We start from the raw sequence: 17901 nt of genomic DNA on the forward strand, positions 1-17901 counted from the left end.
CATCCGCATCTTCAAGACTAAAATAACCTCATGACTAAGATCCCAGAACTCCTTGCCCCTGCTGGTAGCCTCACGATGCTTCGTACTGCCTTTGATTTTGGCGCCGATGCTATTTATGCTGGACAGCCCCGTTACTCCTTACGGGTTCGCAATAATGATTTTGGCAAGATCGAAGTTCTGCAAGAAGGCATTGATACGGCTCACACTTTGGGTAAGAAGTTTTACCTTGTATCCAATTTATTACCGCATGGCGCAAAGACACGCACTTATATCAAAGATATGTCTCCCGTCGTCGATCTCAAACCAGATGCCCTCATCATGTCTGATCCGGGCTTAATTATGATGGCAAGAGAAGCCTGGCCCGATATGCCCATTCATTTATCAGTTCAAGCCAATACCGTTAATGGCGCTTCTGCAAAATTTTGGCGCTCCGTGGGTATCGGTAGAGTAATTTTGTCGCGTGAACTGTCTTTTGATGAAATCGAAGAAGTACGCCAAGATTGTCCTGAAATGGAGCTCGAAGTATTTGTCCATGGCGCTTTATGTATTGCGTACTCAGGCAGATGTTTGCTATCAGGCTATATGTCGCATCGCGACCCTAACCAAGGGGCTTGCACCAACGCTTGTCGCTGGGATTACAAGGTAAAACCAGCTGAAGAAAATTCCAGTGGTGATGTTGTGCTGCTCCAAGAAGCGCGTAGGCCAGATGACTTAATGCCTATGGAGGAAGATGAACATGGAACCTACATCATGAACTCGAAAGATTTACGTGCAATTGAGCATATTGAAAGACTCACTGCAATGGGTGTAGATTCTTTTAAGATCGAAGGCCGCACTAAATCACCCTACTATGTATCTCGCACCTGCCAAGCTTATCGCACCGCGATTGATGATGCGGTTGCTGGTCGCCCTATGAATACCTCTTTAATTGGTAACTTAGAAGGCCTTGCCAATCGCGGCTATACCGATGGATTTTATGAGCGCCATCATGATAAGGAATACCAACTCTATATGAGAGGTCATTCTTTATCAGGTAGAAGCTTGTATGTAGGCGACACGCTAGAAGTAGATTCAGTATCAGGAAGGATCAAAGTGGATGTGAAAAATCATTTTTCCTTAGGGGATCAGTTGGAAGTGATTGAACCTGAAGGTAATCAAAACTTCACTTTAGATGCTATGTGGAATCTGGCTGGCGAGCCTATTGAAGTAGCGCCAGGCTCTGGTCATATAGTGTGGATTAAATTTCCGATTAAAGGAAAACACGCCTTTATTGCACGCTATGTTTAAAGATAGACAGCACAAGCAAGCATCCACATCTTTAGAAATAAAGATTAAAGACGAAGCAAAAAAAGCACTATTTCTGACGGCGTATTTTGGCGTATGGTTTTGTGCAATTTCATTTTTAGGGGCAGCTTTATTACACCAAAATCCTATTTTGATCACTATGTTTGGCTTTGCTCTGCTGAAAGCTGCACTGTGCGCTAAGTTCATGCTCCTTGGGCAAGCCATGTTTCCGATCCAATTAAATAAAGAGCATGGGATTATTGGCTCATTAATTGGTGCATCGCTATTTTATTTGGTTGTAGTGTTGATTCTATCTGCGCTAGAGGAAGGCGTAAAGGCGCTCATTCATGGACATGCATTTGTTCCGGCTTTATTACACTTTTTCGATTTAAACCCCATGAAATTAGCTGCCCAGAGTATCATTTATTGGTTGATTGTTTGGCCTTGCCTCATTTTTTCTGGCTTAAAACTATCGCTAGGTGATGAGGCAACTCACGATATGCTGTTTGGGTCTCCTAAAAAATAGAGCTCAATCATTCAGATGAGAATTCCTAAGGCCCATATACAGATAATTTTTTGTTATGGGTTTTTGATTTTTAGCTCTATATATTCTCACGCTATTTTTGCTCAAGAAATTGAGGCTCGCACCTACTCCAATGCCCCTATTGGAATTAACTTTGTCAGCGCAGGTGTCGTACAGGCCAAGAGCGGTAATTACAAACTGACTAGCGAGGTGGTTAGCTTGACGCATGTTTTTGCTGCGGGCAGCCAATCTGGCAAGATCACTTTGGTTCTGCCATATGGACAGTTGACTGGAACGAGTAAATTAGGCGGGCAAACGGTCAATGCCAGTACAGAAGGCTTATCAGATCCCATAATTAAAGCATCCATTAATCTCTATGGTGCACCGGCACTTAGCCTAGATCAATTTAAGAACTATCAACAAGATCTTATTATTGGCGCAAGTTTGGCCGCCTCTGTACCTTGGGGGAAATATGATGACAATCAAATACTCAATGTAGGGGCCAATCGGTGGTTCGTACAACCGGGCATTGGTGCCTCTAAGGCAGTAGGTTCATGGAGATTTGAGCTAGCTGGTACAGGTATTTTTTACACCAGCAATAGTAATTTTTCAGGAGGTAATACCCTCTCTCAAAACCCAGTGTATTCAACACAAACTCACGCAATTTATTATTTCCAAAATACTGCTTGGATATCAGCAGATGCAACTTACTTTATCGGTGGGCAGTCCTATTTAAATAGTAGTCCGATTAGTAGCAGCCAAGAAAATTGGCGCTTTGGTAATACTCTGTCTTACCCAGTAAACAGACAGAATTCAATTCGACTTTCAGCAAGCACTGGTGCGTACTCAAGAACCAATAATAGTTATGACTTATTTGGTCTTTCTTGGCAGTATCGCTTTGGGGGTGGTCTGTAGGAAATTCAAACAGTAAGCACTATAAATCCCTTAAATACCGACGTAATATTTTCCCGACATTGGATTTTGGCATCTCATCTACAAACGCGACTTTTCTAGGGCGCTTATAGCTAGTCATTTGCTGCTTGCAATAAAGCATAACCTGGGCTTGCGTCAGATCTGGATCATCTTTCACAATAAAGACTTTCACAATCTCCCCTAGCTTGCGATGCGGAGAGCCAATCACGGCACACTCTCTTACACCTGGCATGGAGGCAATCACTTCCTCGATTTCATTGGGGAAAACCTTAAAGCCCGCAACGATAATCATATCTTTCTTGCGATCCACAATATGGACTTCACCCTGAGCACTCATGGTGCCAATATCACCCGATTTAAAATAACCATCGGCAGTCATAGATTGCTGCGTCTCATCCGGTCTATTCCAGTACCCTGCCATGACTTGGGGGCCCTTAATGCAGATCTCTCCCGTTTCACCAAATGGCACCTCAATACCCTCTTCATCCAAAATGATGACATCCGTACTAGGGACGGGCATACCAATCGATCCGGTAAATTGTGTGATTAAGGGCGTATTGACACAGACTACTGGGGAGGTCTCTGATAGCCCATAGCCTTGTGCAATAGGAACACCCATCAATTTCTGCCAAAGATCGGCTGTTTTCTTTTGTACTGCCATTCCGCCACCAATAGTAACCAAGAGATGGGGTAGTTTTACTTTCGAAAATTCAGGGCGATGAATTAGTGCATGAAACAGCGTATTAACACCAGGAAAAATATTGATATTCGGATGCTTCATCAAAAATTGAATAAATCCGGTGATGTCTCTCGGGTTAGGCACCAGTAATAGAAGTCCGCCTTTGCGCATACCCAGTAGAGCACAAGCGGTAAGCGCAAAAATATGGGTCATCGGTAAGGCGCATAAAAAGACCAGTTGCTTTTGCTCTGATTTAGCTTGTTCGCTTACCTTCTGATTTAAATGGCGATGCTGAAATACAGGATCAAGCCAGTGTTCAATTTGAATAATATTGGCGAGTATATTTTTATGAAGCAGTACTGCGCCCTTTGAAACACCTGTTGTTCCACCCGTATATTGCAGAAAAGCTACGTCATCCAAAGTCAATTCTGGTTTCACGTAGGGATGTTGCCGCCCAATTTTGAGAGCCGCATTAAATCGGATGTGAGGAAAATTCCATTTTGGTACAAGCTTTTTAATATGCCGCACTACTACATTAACAATCAAACCCTTAGCACCCAGAGTCTCTCCTAGACTACCAACAATGACCTCTTTTAAGATAGATTGATCTGCTATAGATTGATAGACATGCGCAAAATTTTCTAAGATCACCAGCACACTTGCACCGCTATCACGTAATTGATGTTCTAACTCACGAGACGTATACAGCGGGTTGACATTCACCACGATATAGCCTGCTCGTAATGTACCCAGCATAGCAATCAGATATTGCGGCACATTCGGAAACATAATAGCAACACGCGCTCCAGAATCGAGCTTGAGCGTTTGCAAATAAGCAGCGAAGTTTTTTGACAGAATATCAAGCTGGCGATAAGTCATGGACTTGCCCATAAATTCTAAGGCAAGATGGTCCGGATATTGGTTAAATGACTCGTCTACTATCTCCAACAAGGATGTGTAATCACCCAAGTTAATCTCAGCAGGGACGCCATCTAGATAATTTTTTAACCAAGGGGACTTTGTATTTATTGTATCTGCCATATTAAAGTAGACCTTTTAATTGACTTAAAAATAATGCTTGGCCATGATGTACTTTTTCTTGCCAATCATTACCAGCATGTTCATTGGCATCATCGGTAATATATTTAAATGACTGCCACGGAATATTTAACTGATGAGCACTTGCTGCAATAGCGAAAAGCTCCATATCCACTACATCAACCCCCTGCTCGACTAGCCATGGATCATGCGCCGTAACAAAGCTATCCCCAGAACCACAAATATATTTACCACTAAGTGCATAGTATTCATGTGGGCGTGAGCAAAAGGGGATCCGGCCTCTTACAGTCAAGGGCTCGGCAAGCATATCGCGCTGAATCACCTTAGTAATTTCTAGTAAGCCGCTTAAACTGGTATTCACTTTACCTGCCGTACCAAAGTTGACTACTAATTTGGGCTGAAACTCTTGCATTGCTGCAAAGCTAGTAAGCGCAGCATTTATCTTGCCAACTCCGGAATACACGATATTCATTCCTGGTGGCAAAACCTCACGCCTGAGCTCAGACTCGAGTGCGGTGATAATAAGAAGGTCTATTTTCATATTGGCGAATAATGAATTTATTAGATTATCTACCCGGAGTCCCTGACTTTCCTAAACCCGGTATTTTGTTTAGGGATATATCCCCTCTTTTGGCAAATCCTACCGCCTTTCAGGAGGCTATCCTTCGACTAGAAAGACTCGCGGAAGAATTTAACTATACCCATATTCTGGGCATTGAATCCCGTGGCTTTATTTTTGGTGCTGCCCTAGCTCACCATACCCATAAGGGTTTTGCACTAGCCAGAAAGCCTAACAAGCTACCCTTAGCGAGTCATAGAGAGTCCTATGGCTTGGAATACGGATCAGATGCCCTGGAAATTGCGCAATCAAGCCTTCCATTAGGATCGCGCGTATTGATCGTAGATGATGTGTTGGCAACTGGTGGGACTATTGTTGCCGCAAGCAAATTATTAGAAAAAGCAGGTTTTAAGGTAGCTGGTGCACTTACCTTGCTGGAGATTTTCGGACTGAATGGCGGTCAGCTACTTACGGATACAGGGATTGTGAATAAAACGGTCTTAATTGCTTAAGTAGCTAACTAGTTAAGTAGTTAAGTAAGCAAGCAGCCTTCATTTAAATCAAACTCTTGGCGCTTTTCAGTAATTTCATAGCACCCCAACCGACCGCCAATGCCTTACTGGCGAGCTTAGGTTTGTAGTGGGCCAGCACAGCAAATGCACTTGTCCACAATATGGGGTTTCCTTTAAGAAAATGGACCGCATCCATACCTTTATCAGCCCATGACAAGGGCTTTTCTAGTGGCTCAAAGTGTAAGGCAATATCAGCGCGCTCTTGAGCGGCCCTCGCCTGCAAGGCATGTTTACGAGCCTCTAATTCCCCTAGTGTTTGACTCATCGCTTGCTTAACTCCTGTCGATCTTTAGCTAACTCAGCAATAGTTGCCTCAAATAAACTCGGCATATTCTTTAGGGATCGTAAAACTACAGCGGCTAATATCAAACCTACAGAAATAAATCCAGCCGTAAGAAGGCTTAACGCCAGCATACGATCGCTTTCCCAGCTATAAATCACAATCAGCAGTGCCAGCATCACCAGCCCGAAAAATAAAAAGAATAAGGTAAAGGCGATCATCACCAATAGACTTAGAAACTTACTTCGCGCAATCTGAACATCAACTGAGAGTAGCTCTAAACGTGTCTGCGCTATCGAGGCACTCGTAGAGACTAAATTCTTCAAGGAAGATAAAAGATTTTCTGACATAAAAACCTAACGTCTTCCAATAAAAAGGCCAATCAACAAACCCAAGCCAGCAGCAACACCCACCGCCTCCCAGGGATTACGATGCACAAAATCATCGGTGCCAGCAGCAGCCTCTTTAGCTTTATCTATTACCGAACCCTCTATCGCCGAGATATTCTCCTTCGCGCTTGATAAAGAAGCCATTGCTTTTGAACGAATAGAGCTTAAAGGCCCCTCTTCATCATGAGCAGTCGCTTTGATCAGCGCCTCGGCATCAGCCATCAGAGTCTTAAAATTGTTCATGAGATCATCAGCGCTAGGGCTTGCTCCCAAATGATCTACAGCGCTTGATTTTTTTGCAGTCATACGCACTCCTATGAAGTCATTAATGCATGGATGATGAAGATATGATTCTATTTTAAGTAGTTCTAGTCTGTGTGCCTAGAATTAATATAGTCATACCCGCATTCCCTATTTTAAAGTGCTTAAGATGACTTTTTAAGCTGGGTTTTCTTCGCAAAAGCGTGTGATAGGCCTCGCTCCCAAATGCTGTTTGCTCACCAAAATGATACTCATCTACGCGATCTGAGAAATAATTATTCTCTAGGGCATCATGAACAGCCCATTTAATTTTGCCGCCTGCTCCACTGGCGCCATATCCATGAATCAAGATAATAGCCTTAATCCCAACTTCTGAGGCTCGCCGAAGTGCTATGGTTAATCGATCTAAAGCCTCCTCTACCGTTGGTCCATCATGCTTTAAATTTAAAACCATGGTGTCGTTCAAGACTGTAGGCAAACCTACGCTGCCGCAATGACAGCATTCCTCGGACATTCCTCTTGGATTGCCGCACTCTTGGCACTCAAAAGAGAGTGTCATTGATCATCCTCAGCTTTTCTGAGGAAAAATACCTCTCTGATTAAGGCATGACGCAGATAAACTATGAACAATACTTTGCCTCTAAGCCTGCAGTCGTAATGACGCGATCATCCACCATACGATTAAGTGTTTCCTGAGCAGCGTCTTTATTCTCTTGTACTTTTAAGCTCACGTTGATCAAACCCGATACGTCTTTACGGATAACGGTATTGCCGTAGCGCAATTCTTTTAATGTAGAAACCGCTTCTGCAGAAATTTTGCATTGTTGACTTAGTAGTGCAGGAGAATCGGATGCACTGCTTGCATAAGCAAATGCGGCTACAGAGATAGATATCACTGCCAGTAGCGTCTTTTTCATTTTATTTCCTTAATTTGTGACCACATGTTGGACAACAACCTAAATCTTTAGCTCTTGTTTTTCTTAGTGCGGCATACACACTAGATTCTGATATTTCCATTTTTCTAGCTGCCTGAGCGGCAGATAGACCCTTCCCCACCCAATCCAAAGCCTGATGTGTTTTCGGTATTACTGTTTTCATTTCTCCTCCTCGTGATAACTATACTACAGAAGTTGTGAAGTTGTGAACAATATTAATTACGTTGTAATAAGGACACATGCCAAAGAAAAGCATCCCAGGGCAATAAAAACATGGAAGTACTACGGAAATAGTGGGGAGTGATACAGTAAAGATCTATTTAAATAACGAATCTATTACCTTATGAAACCAGCCCTTGGACTAGTAGAAGCCTGTGATCAGATTCAGGAGAGTCAGCTCAGCACTAAAGACTATTTAAGCCAATGTAGTTTGCGTGCTGATGAGCTTGAGCCTACCCTAAAGGCCTTTACGGTAAGAGGTGAACTACCAGAGCTGATTGCGCAATCTAGACCAGGCCCACTTTCGGGTATACCCGTCGCTGTCAAAGATATTATCGCTACCCAAGGTTTTGTGACGACGAACGGTTCACCTATTTATCAAACACACACACCCAAAGAAGATGCGATCATCGTTCAAAAGATTTGTGAATTAGGGGGTGTGATCTTTGGGAAAACAGTGACCACTGAATTTGCTTGGCGCCAGCCCGGCCCTACTACCAATCCCTGGAATAGCGCCCATACACCTGGTGGCTCGTCTAGCGGATCTGCCGCTGCAGTAGCCAGTGGCATAGTGCCTTTAGCTATTGGATCCCAAACAGTGGGCTCACTGATTAGACCTGCTAGCTACTGTGGCATTGTTGGGTTTAAAGCAAGTTTTGGCGCTATTCCTAGAATGGGTGTTTTTCCAGTATCTAGCTCACTGGACCACATTGGATTTTTTACTCGATCTGTCCAAGACGTAGTGCATGCATTTAACTTACTAAAAAATAACACTACCACCGAAGAAGAATCCATCATTATTCCAGATGTATCAGTGCAACCGATCAAGCTATTTTTGGGTAATAGGATGCCAAGAATAGCCGTACTAAAAACGCCGTATGACGATTTATTAGACCAGGAGCAAGTCAATACTCTCAAGCTCGCTGCTGATCAATTAAAGTCTGCTGGAGCCATGGTCGAAGATCTCACCCTAGCGCAAACTTATTGGGATGGGGTAGACGCCACACTGCTCATCATGAATTGTGAAGCTGCTGTAGTTCACGAGCCTCATCATGAGAAATTCCCTGATTTATTGAGTATCCACATGAAAGAGTTAGTTGCCAAAGGAAATAGCTACTCGGCAAATGAATACATCCAAGCCAGAAATCTCCAAAAGGAATTACGCCACTCAATTAATGAGATTTTTGAACGATACGATGCGATCTTGGCAGCTCCCGCTACTGGTGAAGCACCTAAGGGCCTTGACTTTACTGGTAACCCTGTCTTTTGTGCGCTGTGGTCATTTATTGGAACACCAGCAATTGCTCTGCCAGTAACGAAATCAGCGAATGGACTTCCCTTAGGTATTCAGCTCATCGGCAACTATAAAGATGATGGAAAACTATTAAACATCGCTTCTTTTGCAGAAAGCTGCTTTACCAACTTGAAGATAAATAAATAAAGGCCTGCTAAAGACCTTATCTAAAGCTAGACTCCATCTCCCGACGAACCGTAATAGCCTGCAAGCTGGCATCGTAATTGACATCGTCCCAGGATATGATCGAGCCGACACTAATGTCCTTGTTTAGCACCATATTGTGAGCTAAGCCAATCGGTAAGGCGCTGCGCCTTAGAGAATCGGCAACCGGAATGAGCTTTCCATAAACCGTAAAGCCACCCTCTCCGTCTAACTTTTCACCTACTTGTAATGCTCTTTTAGCAGTAGCCACCACATCACCATTCCAAGCACCAGAGGTGCCTGTAGATTCACCTCGGACAGCAATTGTTGCAACGGAGATCCCCAACTCTAAACCGATGAGATGATAAGGCTTATACATGGCAGCATATTTACCTGTGCCGTCTGTTTTGAGGCCATATTGTGCAAAGCAATCCATTACATAAGGACTTGGCGCTTCAAAAACTGTATAGACACCCCAGCGCAGATCTCTAAATACAGGACGGCCATCTCGCTCAATCGAGGAAACTACTTCAACGGTTCCCTTGCGTGGCAATACTCCACCTTCATTGATTGGTCGCAAAATATCGGGTAAGTCATCCACGCCACAAGGCGGAAAAAGCAAGCCATCATCTGGCGGAAGTAAATCGCATGCATTAGCAACAGCAGCCATTTCAAGAGCAGACTTAGTGCCATCCAAAAAAGAATTAAACATTTGGGCATTAAAGTCACCGCCAGCTACTTGTTCTTCTGAAAATCCGTAGTGTCCCCACACTGTTTTCGGGGTCGATTGGTGATAGATGGGTAAATACTTCGTACCCTTACCGGCGCAGATGACATCTAAGCCAATAGTTTGTGCCCAGTCAACCATCTCCGCAATCAAAGCAGGTTGATCACCAGACGCCATGGAGTAAATCACCCCAGCCTCTTTTGCCTTGCGTGCTAATAAGGGCCCCGCTAAAACATCCGCCTCCACATTTACCATAATGATGTGCTTGCGATGCGTTATGCAAAGCAAGGCATGGGCAATGCCCGCCGCTGGACTGCCTGTAGCATCAATCACAATATCAAGATATTCACTATGGATCATCTTTTCAGCATCATCAGTGATGAAGGTAGCGCCCGAGTTAGCCGCATCTTGCAGTGAAGAGGCGCTGTAACGTGGCTCATCCCAACCAACCCGGGCTAATGAAGCCCTGGCACGATCTGGAGAAATATCTGCAACACAAATCAGATGAATTCCTGGCGTCCTAGGGGCCTGAGATAGATACATCGACCCAAACTTACCGGCACCAATTAAGCCAACCCGTACAGGTCTATTTTGTTCGGCTAAAGCCTTGAGCTTTTGGATGAGGGACATTGCATCGACTCCATGAAGAATGTGGGGATATCACCGAAAGAATATCACGGTACTTTATTTTGATGATTTCTATATTTATCACTGATATAGGTAAAGATGCCTCAATAAAAAATTTGGGAATGCATTCCATAAAAAACCTTGTTTACTAATCAGTCTTTTGAAGCCCCTATTTACTACATTGTCATCCTCACTACTTAAAATTATGGGGTGGAGTTTGTAGTTTAGGTCAATAAATATAGGGATATTCAGGTGTGTGCGTTTATAACACATCTGATATACAATGAATGAATAGAAAAAAATTGGCTAATCAAAAAATAGAATGCTTACTAGAGCGAGAAGTCATTAAGCTAAAAAGAAAAAGTGGGGGTGGGCTACTCAGTTATGAAGTGTGGGGAACCCAAGAAGATAAAATTATTAAGGTCACAAGATACAACCTGGCATACATTAATCATGAACTATGCAAAAAAGATAATGGACGGGTTTTAGGTTACGACAATGCCCACAACTACCATCACCGTCATTACTTAGGAGAAATTGAGACTGTTAAATTTGAAAGCTATGAAAAGACTGTCGAGAACTTTCAAAAGGAATGGCAAGCTATCAGCACAGAATATTTAAGGAGTAAAAAATGACTAAAGTTGTAATACGGACTGGGGATATAGATTCATTCTTCTCCAAGGCTAAAAAGGCAGCTAAACGGGCTGACCAAAATGAGGTGCTTGACGGAACCATTACCCTTACTTTTGAGGATCCGCAGGAATTATTTAAGATACTTTCGGATGCACGGCGGAAACTCATGCGTGAGATTATGAATCAACCTAAAAGTATTAATGAACTCAGTAGTAAGCTGCATAGGGATCGTGCGGCAATTACAAAAGATGTAGGACTACTTGAAAAAGCGGGACTGTTAGTGTCACAGCGCAGACCCAACCCTGGGCATGGGATAGAGAAAATAGTTCGTGCCGTAGCTCCAACTATTCAAATGGTAGCGGTACTTCATTAGATATAGTCTGATGAAGTACCCGTGTAGCCCTTTATCACTTAACTAGACTTAAATCAGAGCTAGTTTTAATCTATTCATGAAAATCTCAGGGAAATCCATAGAAATCCATCTTTAAGCAATGTTTTAGTGGTGGGTAGGCTGGTGGGTAGAGAACCCACAAAATAAAAGAGCCTTATAGAATAAGGCTCTCAGGGCGTAGTTGGCGGAGACGAGATCTCAATCTTGCCACTCCTTTGCAGTTTATACCCATCCATAAAACCATTCATTTATATGGGTTAGAAGGTAGACCCTACTCCTGAGTAACCCATCCAAACTTATTAAAATCTATGTATTACTGGTAAGCGAGATGGTAAGCAATACATGGATATAAATAGTGGCGAAGAAAGATCGAAAGGTCAGAAATCAACTAAATTTACTGCTAGAGGAATTCTAGCGATAAACCATCCTGGATGGTATGCAGACCCAGAATCCAAAGGTCTGTATTTGAGGGTGTTTGAAGGATGCGACGAACTTGCCCGATGCTGGCTCTATAGGTTTACCAGCCCTGTTAGCGGCAAAAGACGGGCAATGGGGCTCGGATCGTTGAGAATTTGTTCACTAGCCACTGCCAGACAAAAGTCTCTAGACCTCAGAAGAGTAATTTTTGAGGGGGTGGATCCCATTGAACAGCGTCAAGCGAAACAATTTAAGGTAAAGGAGTCCCATCAGCATTCCATCACCTTTAAAGATGCTGCAGATAGGTGTATCAAAACTAAGCAGGCCGAATGGTCAAACTCAAAGCACAAGGATCAATGGGTAAGCACTATCAATACTTACGCACTGCCAATAATCGGAAAACTAAAAGTAGATCAGATTACAACTGCTCATATAGTTAAATTGCTGGAGCAAGATATTAAGAAAAAGGATGGCACTTTAGAAGGCTCTTTCTGGAAAGTTAGAACTGAGACAGCTACACGTGTAAGACAACGTATTGAAGTAATTCTTGACTGGTGTAAAGCGCACAAATATATTACTGGAGACAACCCAGCTAGATATCAAGGCGCCCTATGCCATCTTCTTCCAAAAGCGAGCAAGATTAAGAAAGTGGTTCACCACCCTGCTCTACCGTTTCAAAGAGTCGGAGAGTTTATGAAGGACCTTAGAGCACATAGTGGATATTCTGCTTCTGCGCTTGAATTGCTTACTCTTACTGCCACCCGAACCAGTGAAGTTATTGAAGCTCAATGGGATGAGTTTGATTTGGGGAAAAAGGTATGGACTATCCCCGCTGAGAGAATGAAGGCCGGCAAAGAGCATCGAGTACCGCTAAATACAAGGACAATGGAAATCCTCGATCAATTGAAGACAATCAGGGTGAATTCGTATTTATTCCCTAGCTTCCTACATAAGGAGCGCCCTCTGTCTAACATGGCTCTACTTACAATGATGAGGAAGATGCCCAAGTACTCTATGTACGTCCCACATGGCTTTAGATCAACGTTTAGAGACTGGGCCGCCGAGACTACTGAGTATTCAAATGAAACCGTGGAATTAGCCCTAGCTCATAGCATTCAGAATAAAGCTGAGGCGGCTTATAGAAGACAGGATCAATTAGATAAACGCTCCTTACTAATGGCTGATTGGCAAAATTATATTGATGCAGGTATCAATGCATTCTCTCAAAGTGCGGCACATCCACAAATCCCTTGAAGTTCCCTCCCCATCGATTCTTGGGGCTGAGACTTTCCCAATATTCGCCTACTGTTCGAATAAGCTCCTTGTCCCAAATAAGCTTTCCATTCCAGAAGAAGTTCAGATCAATAGCGCAGCGTCTTAGGTGATTGCTATTCATGGTTTTAGATCTACCGGTCTTAAAGTAAATCTCTTGCTGTTCTGGTGAACGCCAGAGCTCTCCTCCGGTTAACACCCAGCCTTCTGCATGAGCAAATTGAACCAGGCGACTAACATCTAATAAGAATGCTGCTTGCTCTGTTACTAGACTACTCATTCTTGTTGCTCTTTTCTGTTTTGACCATGCATACGCATCTCAAAGATCTTCTCAACTGACCTGCCGCCAAAGTACGCCAGCATGACTAGCTGACCCCACTCTCCTAAGAGCCTCACATAGGCTTCGTTGATGTCGATTCCCATGGCAGATAGAAGAGCAAACAAAAGATAGGCTGTGAGAATGTATACGAGCGTACCAGGACGAATGTTCTTGGATAGCTTGGAATCACTACCCATATCCGATTGCCAGCGCTGAGTGGCATTCTCTTGAGCTGCTCTATGCATCTCAGCAAGTAACTTGGATTCTTCTATCTCAAGTTCTTTTTGCTTGATGTTGTATTCAAGTAATAGTTGCTCTTGCTCGATCTCTAGTTGCTTGAGCTTGATCAGGTCCTCATGATTGGGGTTATCCGGAATGCGCGCTCCGATCTTGCTCTCAATAAATTCCTTTCCTTTGGCTTGTACCGCGCCCGCAAGTAATCCAAGGCCATTGACGGCCAAGGTTTGTACTAGAGAAGAAATGATTGGAAGCATGTATCTGGTTTTTTATTAGATGCTTGAGTTATATATTTCCTTTGGAAGTCCACCGCCCCACAGCCGCCATAGGTTTTTTGTGGGTTGGCAGTGAGGCGCAGTTACGTGCGCCCCACACCATCGCTCATTGCACACCCACAGCCGCACCCAAACACCCGCTAGTTTTGGCTATCATCCCTACTGCTAGGGTTTCTTGGCTCCCTTGATCTCTGGTGGCTGAGACTGTTGCGATTGGTTCGACTCTCCCCCTAGTTCGGGTACTTGCTCTGTCGCATCCTCTTGGTTTGACTTAAGGCGTTTTTCTGCCATCAGCCCTTCTACGATTTCCATTAGGCGATCACCGTCATCTTCTCCAAAGACTTTAGCTACGACTTCGTGTCCATACTTGGCACATAGACGGTCATACTCTTGCTCTGGGGTAATGGTGGTCTCTTGCGCCCTTTCCAATACCGTGACATTCTCGCGCCCAAACAAATTACGCAAAATATTGGTTTCATAGGGCGGCACATGCACATGAATGGTCGTAAAGGCATCTCTTCGCACCACCGCTTCCACCTCTCGTATTTGAAAATCACTATGGACTAACTCCTTATGCGTTGGTTGCTTGTTATCTGATAAATGGGATTGCATTCTTTTTCCTTTCTTATTGAATAGCTAATACCGCATGGGCATTGGCTCGTGAGATAGATAAGGCGCAGCGCAGGTTCACCATCGCATACATCGCTAGGGTGTCGTGCGGACGAATTGGGGCAACGATGTCTAGATCGTCATCGCGCAGCTTCATAAAGCGGGTATTGAGAAAATAGCAGCGCTTACTCCACTCCACTGTTCTATTGGCCATCGCATCTAACTCATCAAACTGCGGATCCCATACAATCTCGACGCCTTTAAACGCGAGCCCGGTATTGACTCCTGCACCCACTCCGGCATCGATGTACTTGGTCTCCCCTGATCCAGCAATATGGGTCACCGTGACTTGTTTGCGATAGGTGTCAATGAACTTACCCCCAGCAATAATGAAATCAGGACTACCGCCGTTCTTAATACATTGGCGCCAAGCAGTCTCCATCTCGCCCACCAAGTTACCGGGCGCTGTTGATGTGATGTCTTTGACAGCATAGTTGCGCCAGTACACTGCTTTGGCTCGATCAATCCCGCCAACGGTACCGGCATCAGGTGCAAGGCTGACTAAGCTATCGAGACCAACCAATGCATCAGCACCGTGCGAGCCATCGCGGTGCAACTCTAGGTCTAATTTATTGAGAAAGCCTTCTCTGAGAACTTCTAGCTGTTCATCCAATAGATTGATCAGCTGCACGCGCTCGTTGTATTCAAGCTGAAAGCCTCGCGCCCCACCTTCACGTACCTTAATGCCGTTACTAAAGAGTCGGTCATAGTCGATATATAGACCATCAACGGCTCTTCGCCATGGGAATGAGGCTTGCTCAGTGGTATTGCGCTTATTGAACTTGACGGTCTCTTCTCCAAAGGCCCAGGAGAAATTACTCCCATGCTCTTTACGGATGTTCTCTACGACGTTCTGTTTTGCGCCCAATAGGCTTTTACGTCCTTCCATGAGTTTTTTCAGGAAAGGTCTCTCTACAGCGATCTGGTCTACCGGTAGATTGCGCAAGTACTCATCTAAGGAAACCTTAGCAAGCTCTTGCAAGTCTGTATTTGAAATTGGCATATGCCACCCCTATTAATGTTTATTGATTGATCTATCTATAAATTAGTTAGCTTCATTACCGTTTGATGGAGCGTGGACCCATCCATTGCTACGCTACTAGGCGCGACTCTAGCTTTAACGCGTTGGTGTGAAGCAGTAGCTTGGGTTTTAGCCTTCACTACATCTATTGATTATTGGGGTGCTGAGTATGGGCTTGGGATATTTCTGGGGTTTTTCTTACGGCACTTAAATAAGTCGCCTTTAGTCTTTATGCCCAATGTGTCTTTGTGCCACTTTGGGCATTAATAAGCGTTTTTTTGCTTGTAGCCGTCAAGGGTGTGCAAGCCACCCCTTTGGGGTGCCCTTGACGGAATTTTGATCCAGCTAATTAAACTTCTATAAAAAAGTAGCTCTTAATTGGTCAAGCACCTGTGAATATGTAACGCTTTTTGCATGTCCAAGCTCTTTTATGTCAACCGCTTCTTTTGCGGCTTGAGCAAGAAACTGTTTGATATCAACTTGAATAGATGCTGGTATGGCAATCTTTTGATTTTCGGGTATGGTTGCCAGCAGCAAAACAACATCTCTCAAATGCTTCCGAATCTTCTTGGAGTCTATTGCTACTCCACTCTCACCCCTTTGGCGCAAGTCTAACCATGCTTTTGCTTTCAGGGGAATCAGTATTGATGCATCGGCCCAGCACACTCCATCACGCATCCCACTGCGAATCAATCCGTAGTAATCTTCATCGAGCAATATCGCTGAGAGGCTCGATACCTCATCATCAAATGTAATCGGTGTAATATCGCCCGGCTCCCCATCTACCAAGATATCCTGCTTACGCGAAAATAACTCAATCTCTTTAGGATATCCAGATGCTTGGGGCTGACTAAAGCGATAAAACTGCCTCCCATCATCACCCTTCATCTTGTTCTCGTAGATACCAGCTTTAATAAAACTCCAAAAACTTTTTGCAAAGTTAACATCCAATGCCTCTACGATTAAAACAATATCCAAATCCTTGGTAACCCTCCCCAATGGTAGTCCAGCCTCTTCTGTAGCAAGATAGGTCGCCATACCGCCAATCAATACAAACTGATTCTCATGACCTCGAAATGTATTTTGGAATAACTCCAATCCTACTGGTCCAGCCATCACTTCGCCCCTATTCTAATTTCAGTTAATGCTATTTGCACTCGATCGTCGTTCATATCCTCTAAACTCAGAAGTAAAGAATATGGATCCACATAGTCATTTCTCTCTTGCTTATGTTGAGTTCGCCAAGGCGCATAGCGCCAAACCTCTAGCTCTAGAGCGCCTTCAATTGCCTCAGGTAACATCTGCTCGGCAATCAACTCTTTTTGCGTACTGCGCCACTCCATTTCACCTATAGCTCGGACTACGTTTTGCGGTTCACCCAACATAGTTTGCTCTGCCAGTGCGCTTAATCCCGCTAGCGGCAACTGCAGAAACTTATCGTGCGGATTACGAAGCCAAATGCGCTTCCGCACAGGGTTTTGCAAACAAGGCTTGACGGCATCCCATAGTGCGCTACCCTGAAGATTCAGGCGCCAAATTCGCTCATTCTTATATGCGCCAACATCCAGCCAACCATGCTCCATCAGCTCGCTTTTAATGCGAGTCATGGTCATCAAACTATAATCAAGGTGAGCGGCGATCTCTTTCGGGTTTAATGTATCGGGTAAATTTCCAAGTAGTACATTGATCAAAAATACCTGCGTTGCCACATGTAGCTTTTCTTTGGCATCAACACTTGTTGCCAAAGCGCGCTCTTGAAACTCGACACCCAATGGAGGCAAGTAGACCTGTTTAAACGGAATGATAAAAGGCATACGCCTTGCAACCATCTCTTTGCGCGCATAAGCCTGAAGAGTATCTCCAACCCAAATAACCGGCACCCCAGCCTCTTTCTGAATCAGCGCTCTTTGCTTTAGCAACGCTGGTAATGCTTGAACACCATCCTTGTTAGCCATCAGAAGAACCTCTATTCCAGCTAATCTAGCTTTGCCAATATCGTATGTTTGGGCAATATAACGAGGCAATTGTGCCCCTCTCTCCCAGGCGCCCTCCTGCACCAAATCCTCTCCTAGGGTTTGGTGCAAGTAGGTAATCGCCTGATTAAATAGATTATGTGCATCCTTCATTCTTCCATTTTAACACTATTTGTTAATCATTAACATACACAATGTTAATAATAAAT

Annotated in this window: 23 protein-coding genes; 8 read left to right on the forward strand and 15 right to left on the reverse strand. The window is 44.0% G+C overall.

Annotated elements, in window-relative coordinates:
- Positions 1-30 precede the first annotated feature (30 nt).
- From DCO16_RS05925 to DCO16_RS05935, 3 genes are all read left to right on the forward strand, one after another.
- Positions 31-1287, forward strand: coding sequence for a peptidase U32 family protein (locus DCO16_RS05925; RefSeq protein ID WP_173942796.1), 1257 nt, complete (start codon positions 31-33; stop codon positions 1285-1287).
- Positions 1280-1810: a hypothetical protein gene (locus tag DCO16_RS05930; protein WP_173942797.1), complete on the forward strand. Its 531-nt coding sequence runs from the start codon at positions 1280-1282 to the stop codon at positions 1808-1810. Before DCO16_RS05925 ends, DCO16_RS05930 begins: the two co-directional genes overlap by 8 nt.
- 63 nt (positions 1811-1873) lie before the next feature.
- A complete protein-coding gene (locus DCO16_RS05935) occupies positions 1874-2722 on the forward strand; it encodes a transporter (RefSeq protein ID WP_254597998.1) in 849 nt (282 codons plus the stop codon).
- Between the two features lie 19 nt (positions 2723-2741).
- Here DCO16_RS05935 and DCO16_RS05940 read toward each other — a convergent pair whose 3' ends face one another.
- Complete coding sequence (locus DCO16_RS05940) at positions 2742-4460, reverse strand: AMP-binding protein (protein ID WP_173942799.1); 1719 nt, start codon at positions 4458-4460, stop codon at positions 2742-2744.
- 1 nt (position 4461) lies between these two features.
- Complete coding sequence (locus DCO16_RS05945) at positions 4462-5019, reverse strand: phosphorylase family protein (RefSeq protein WP_173942800.1); 558 nt, start codon at positions 5017-5019, stop codon at positions 4462-4464.
- 11 nt (positions 5020-5030) lie between these two features.
- Between DCO16_RS05945 and DCO16_RS05950 the strand changes: the two genes are divergently transcribed.
- Positions 5031-5549, forward strand: a complete 519-nt coding sequence (locus DCO16_RS05950) for an adenine phosphoribosyltransferase (protein WP_173942801.1) — start codon at positions 5031-5033, stop codon at positions 5547-5549.
- Positions 5550-5592: 43 nt separating this feature from the next.
- On the opposite strand, the gene DCO16_RS05955 is transcribed toward DCO16_RS05950, so the two are convergent.
- From DCO16_RS05955 to DCO16_RS05980, 6 genes are all read right to left on the reverse strand, one after another.
- On the reverse strand, positions 5593-5874 hold the full coding sequence (locus tag DCO16_RS05955) for a YqjK family protein (protein ID WP_173942802.1): 282 nt from the start codon (positions 5872-5874) through the stop codon (positions 5593-5595).
- A complete protein-coding gene (locus DCO16_RS05960; RefSeq protein ID WP_173942803.1) occupies positions 5871-6239 on the reverse strand; it encodes a phage holin family protein in 369 nt (122 codons plus the stop codon). Before DCO16_RS05960 ends, DCO16_RS05955 begins: the two co-directional genes overlap by 4 nt.
- Positions 6240-6245: 6 nt before the next feature.
- Positions 6246-6584 carry an ElaB/YgaM/YqjD family protein gene (locus tag DCO16_RS05965; protein ID WP_173942804.1) on the reverse strand — a complete coding sequence of 113 codons (339 nt, stop codon included), beginning with the start codon at positions 6582-6584 and terminating at the stop codon, positions 6246-6248.
- Between the two features lie 52 nt (positions 6585-6636).
- Positions 6637-7098, reverse strand: coding sequence for a Smr/MutS family protein (locus DCO16_RS05970; protein ID WP_173942805.1), 462 nt, complete (start codon positions 7096-7098; stop codon positions 6637-6639).
- A gap of 61 nt (positions 7099-7159) precedes the next feature.
- Positions 7160-7456 carry a hypothetical protein gene (locus DCO16_RS05975; RefSeq protein ID WP_173942806.1) on the reverse strand — a complete coding sequence of 99 codons (297 nt, stop codon included), beginning with the start codon at positions 7454-7456 and terminating at the stop codon, positions 7160-7162.
- Between the two features lies 1 nt (position 7457).
- Entirely contained in the window at positions 7458-7637 is a 180-nt protein-coding gene (locus tag DCO16_RS05980) for a helix-turn-helix domain-containing protein (RefSeq protein WP_173942807.1), read from the reverse strand.
- Positions 7638-7817: 180 nt separating this feature from the next.
- Between DCO16_RS05980 and DCO16_RS05985 the strand changes: the two genes are divergently transcribed.
- Positions 7818-9134, forward strand: a complete 1317-nt coding sequence (locus DCO16_RS05985; protein WP_173942808.1) for an amidase — start codon at positions 7818-7820, stop codon at positions 9132-9134.
- 16 nt (positions 9135-9150) lie between these two features.
- On the opposite strand, the gene DCO16_RS05990 is transcribed toward DCO16_RS05985, so the two are convergent.
- The gene (locus DCO16_RS05990; RefSeq protein WP_173942809.1) at positions 9151-10488 is read right to left on the reverse strand and encodes an NAD(P)H-dependent oxidoreductase; all 1338 of its coding nucleotides are present in this window, start codon (positions 10486-10488) and stop codon (positions 9151-9153) included.
- A gap of 284 nt (positions 10489-10772) precedes the next feature.
- Between DCO16_RS05990 and DCO16_RS05995 the strand changes: the two genes are divergently transcribed.
- The 3 genes from DCO16_RS05995 to DCO16_RS06005 all read left to right on the forward strand — a co-directional run bounded on the left by DCO16_RS05995 (position 10773) and on the right by DCO16_RS06005 (position 13180).
- Positions 10773-11120 carry a toxin-antitoxin system TumE family protein gene (locus tag DCO16_RS05995; protein ID WP_254597999.1) on the forward strand — a complete coding sequence of 116 codons (348 nt, stop codon included), beginning with the start codon at positions 10773-10775 and terminating at the stop codon, positions 11118-11120.
- A complete protein-coding gene (locus tag DCO16_RS06000) occupies positions 11117-11491 on the forward strand; it encodes an HVO_A0114 family putative DNA-binding protein (protein WP_173942810.1) in 375 nt (124 codons plus the stop codon). Before DCO16_RS05995 ends, DCO16_RS06000 begins: the two co-directional genes overlap by 4 nt.
- A gap of 360 nt (positions 11492-11851) precedes the next feature.
- Complete coding sequence (locus DCO16_RS06005; RefSeq protein WP_173942811.1) at positions 11852-13180, forward strand: tyrosine-type recombinase/integrase; 1329 nt, start codon at positions 11852-11854, stop codon at positions 13178-13180.
- Here DCO16_RS06005 and DCO16_RS06010 read toward each other — a convergent pair.
- The 6 genes from DCO16_RS06010 to DCO16_RS06035 form a co-directional block, all read right to left on the reverse strand.
- On the reverse strand, positions 13137-13478 hold the full coding sequence (locus DCO16_RS06010) for a M15 family metallopeptidase (RefSeq protein ID WP_173942812.1): 342 nt from the start codon (positions 13476-13478) through the stop codon (positions 13137-13139). The two genes, DCO16_RS06005 and DCO16_RS06010, sit on opposite strands and share 44 nt — an antisense overlap.
- On the reverse strand, positions 13475-14011 hold the full coding sequence (locus DCO16_RS06015) for a hypothetical protein (protein WP_173942813.1): 537 nt from the start codon (positions 14009-14011) through the stop codon (positions 13475-13477). The genes DCO16_RS06010 and DCO16_RS06015 overlap by 4 nt, the downstream gene beginning before the upstream one ends.
- A 183-nt stretch (positions 14012-14194) precedes the next feature.
- On the reverse strand, positions 14195-14641 hold the full coding sequence (locus tag DCO16_RS06020) for a hypothetical protein (RefSeq protein WP_173942814.1): 447 nt from the start codon (positions 14639-14641) through the stop codon (positions 14195-14197).
- A 13-nt stretch (positions 14642-14654) separates the two neighbouring features.
- Positions 14655-15701, reverse strand: coding sequence for a phage major capsid protein (locus DCO16_RS06025; protein ID WP_173942815.1), 1047 nt, complete (start codon positions 15699-15701; stop codon positions 14655-14657).
- A 375-nt stretch (positions 15702-16076) separates the two neighbouring features.
- Positions 16077-16835 (reverse strand): hypothetical protein, encoded by a 759-nt coding sequence (locus DCO16_RS06030; protein WP_173942816.1) that lies wholly within the window; start codon positions 16833-16835, stop codon positions 16077-16079.
- Positions 16835-17845 carry a hypothetical protein gene (locus tag DCO16_RS06035; RefSeq protein ID WP_173942817.1) on the reverse strand — a complete coding sequence of 337 codons (1011 nt, stop codon included), beginning with the start codon at positions 17843-17845 and terminating at the stop codon, positions 16835-16837. Before DCO16_RS06035 ends, DCO16_RS06030 begins: the two co-directional genes overlap by 1 nt.
- Between the last annotated feature and the right edge of the window lie 56 nt (positions 17846-17901).

This window comes from Polynucleobacter antarcticus, from assembly GCF_013307245.1.
Lineage (GTDB): Bacteria > Pseudomonadota > Gammaproteobacteria > Burkholderiales > Burkholderiaceae > Polynucleobacter > Polynucleobacter antarcticus.

Bases quoted from the DNA above. Each gene is read 5' to 3' on its own strand.
- DCO16_RS05925 (WP_173942796.1), top strand. From the start codon at position 31: ATGACTAAGATCCCAGAACTCCTTGCCCCTGCTGGTAGCCTCACGATG.
- DCO16_RS06000 (WP_173942810.1), top strand. From the start codon at position 11,117: ATGACTAAAGTTGTAATACGGACTGGGGATATAGATTCATTCTTCTCC.
- DCO16_RS06025 (WP_173942815.1), bottom strand. From the start codon at position 15,701: ATGCCAATTTCAAATACAGACTTGCAAGAGCTTGCTAAGGTTTCCTTA.
- DCO16_RS05985 (WP_173942808.1), top strand. From the start codon at position 7,818: ATGAAACCAGCCCTTGGACTAGTAGAAGCCTGTGATCAGATTCAGGAG.
- DCO16_RS05975 (WP_173942806.1), bottom strand. From the start codon at position 7,456: ATGAAAAAGACGCTACTGGCAGTGATATCTATCTCTGTAGCCGCATTT.
- DCO16_RS05960 (WP_173942803.1), bottom strand. From the start codon at position 6,239: ATGTCAGAAAATCTTTTATCTTCCTTGAAGAATTTAGTCTCTACGAGT.
- DCO16_RS05940 (WP_173942799.1), bottom strand. From the start codon at position 4,460: ATGGCAGATACAATAAATACAAAGTCCCCTTGGTTAAAAAATTATCTA.
- DCO16_RS05995 (WP_254597999.1), top strand. From the start codon at position 10,773: ATGAATAGAAAAAAATTGGCTAATCAAAAAATAGAATGCTTACTAGAG.
- DCO16_RS05955 (WP_173942802.1), bottom strand. From the start codon at position 5,874: ATGAGTCAAACACTAGGGGAATTAGAGGCTCGTAAACATGCCTTGCAG.
- DCO16_RS06035 (WP_173942817.1), bottom strand. From the start codon at position 17,845: ATGAAGGATGCACATAATCTATTTAATCAGGCGATTACCTACTTGCAC.
- DCO16_RS05970 (WP_173942805.1), bottom strand. From the start codon at position 7,098: ATGACACTCTCTTTTGAGTGCCAAGAGTGCGGCAATCCAAGAGGAATG.
- DCO16_RS06030 (WP_173942816.1), bottom strand. From the start codon at position 16,835: ATGGCTGGACCAGTAGGATTGGAGTTATTCCAAAATACATTTCGAGGT.
- DCO16_RS06015 (WP_173942813.1), bottom strand. From the start codon at position 14,011: ATGCTTCCAATCATTTCTTCTCTAGTACAAACCTTGGCCGTCAATGGC.
- DCO16_RS05965 (WP_173942804.1), bottom strand. From the start codon at position 6,584: ATGACTGCAAAAAAATCAAGCGCTGTAGATCATTTGGGAGCAAGCCCT.
- DCO16_RS05980 (WP_173942807.1), bottom strand. From the start codon at position 7,637: ATGAAAACAGTAATACCGAAAACACATCAGGCTTTGGATTGGGTGGGG.
- DCO16_RS05930 (WP_173942797.1), top strand. From the start codon at position 1,280: ATGTTTAAAGATAGACAGCACAAGCAAGCATCCACATCTTTAGAAATA.
- DCO16_RS06010 (WP_173942812.1), bottom strand. From the start codon at position 13,478: ATGAGTAGTCTAGTAACAGAGCAAGCAGCATTCTTATTAGATGTTAGT.
- DCO16_RS05990 (WP_173942809.1), bottom strand. From the start codon at position 10,488: ATGTCCCTCATCCAAAAGCTCAAGGCTTTAGCCGAACAAAATAGACCT.
- DCO16_RS06020 (WP_173942814.1), bottom strand. From the start codon at position 14,641: ATGCAATCCCATTTATCAGATAACAAGCAACCAACGCATAAGGAGTTA.
- DCO16_RS05950 (WP_173942801.1), top strand. From the start codon at position 5,031: ATGAATTTATTAGATTATCTACCCGGAGTCCCTGACTTTCCTAAACCC.
- DCO16_RS06005 (WP_173942811.1), top strand. From the start codon at position 11,852: ATGGATATAAATAGTGGCGAAGAAAGATCGAAAGGTCAGAAATCAACT.
- DCO16_RS05945 (WP_173942800.1), bottom strand. From the start codon at position 5,019: ATGAAAATAGACCTTCTTATTATCACCGCACTCGAGTCTGAGCTCAGG.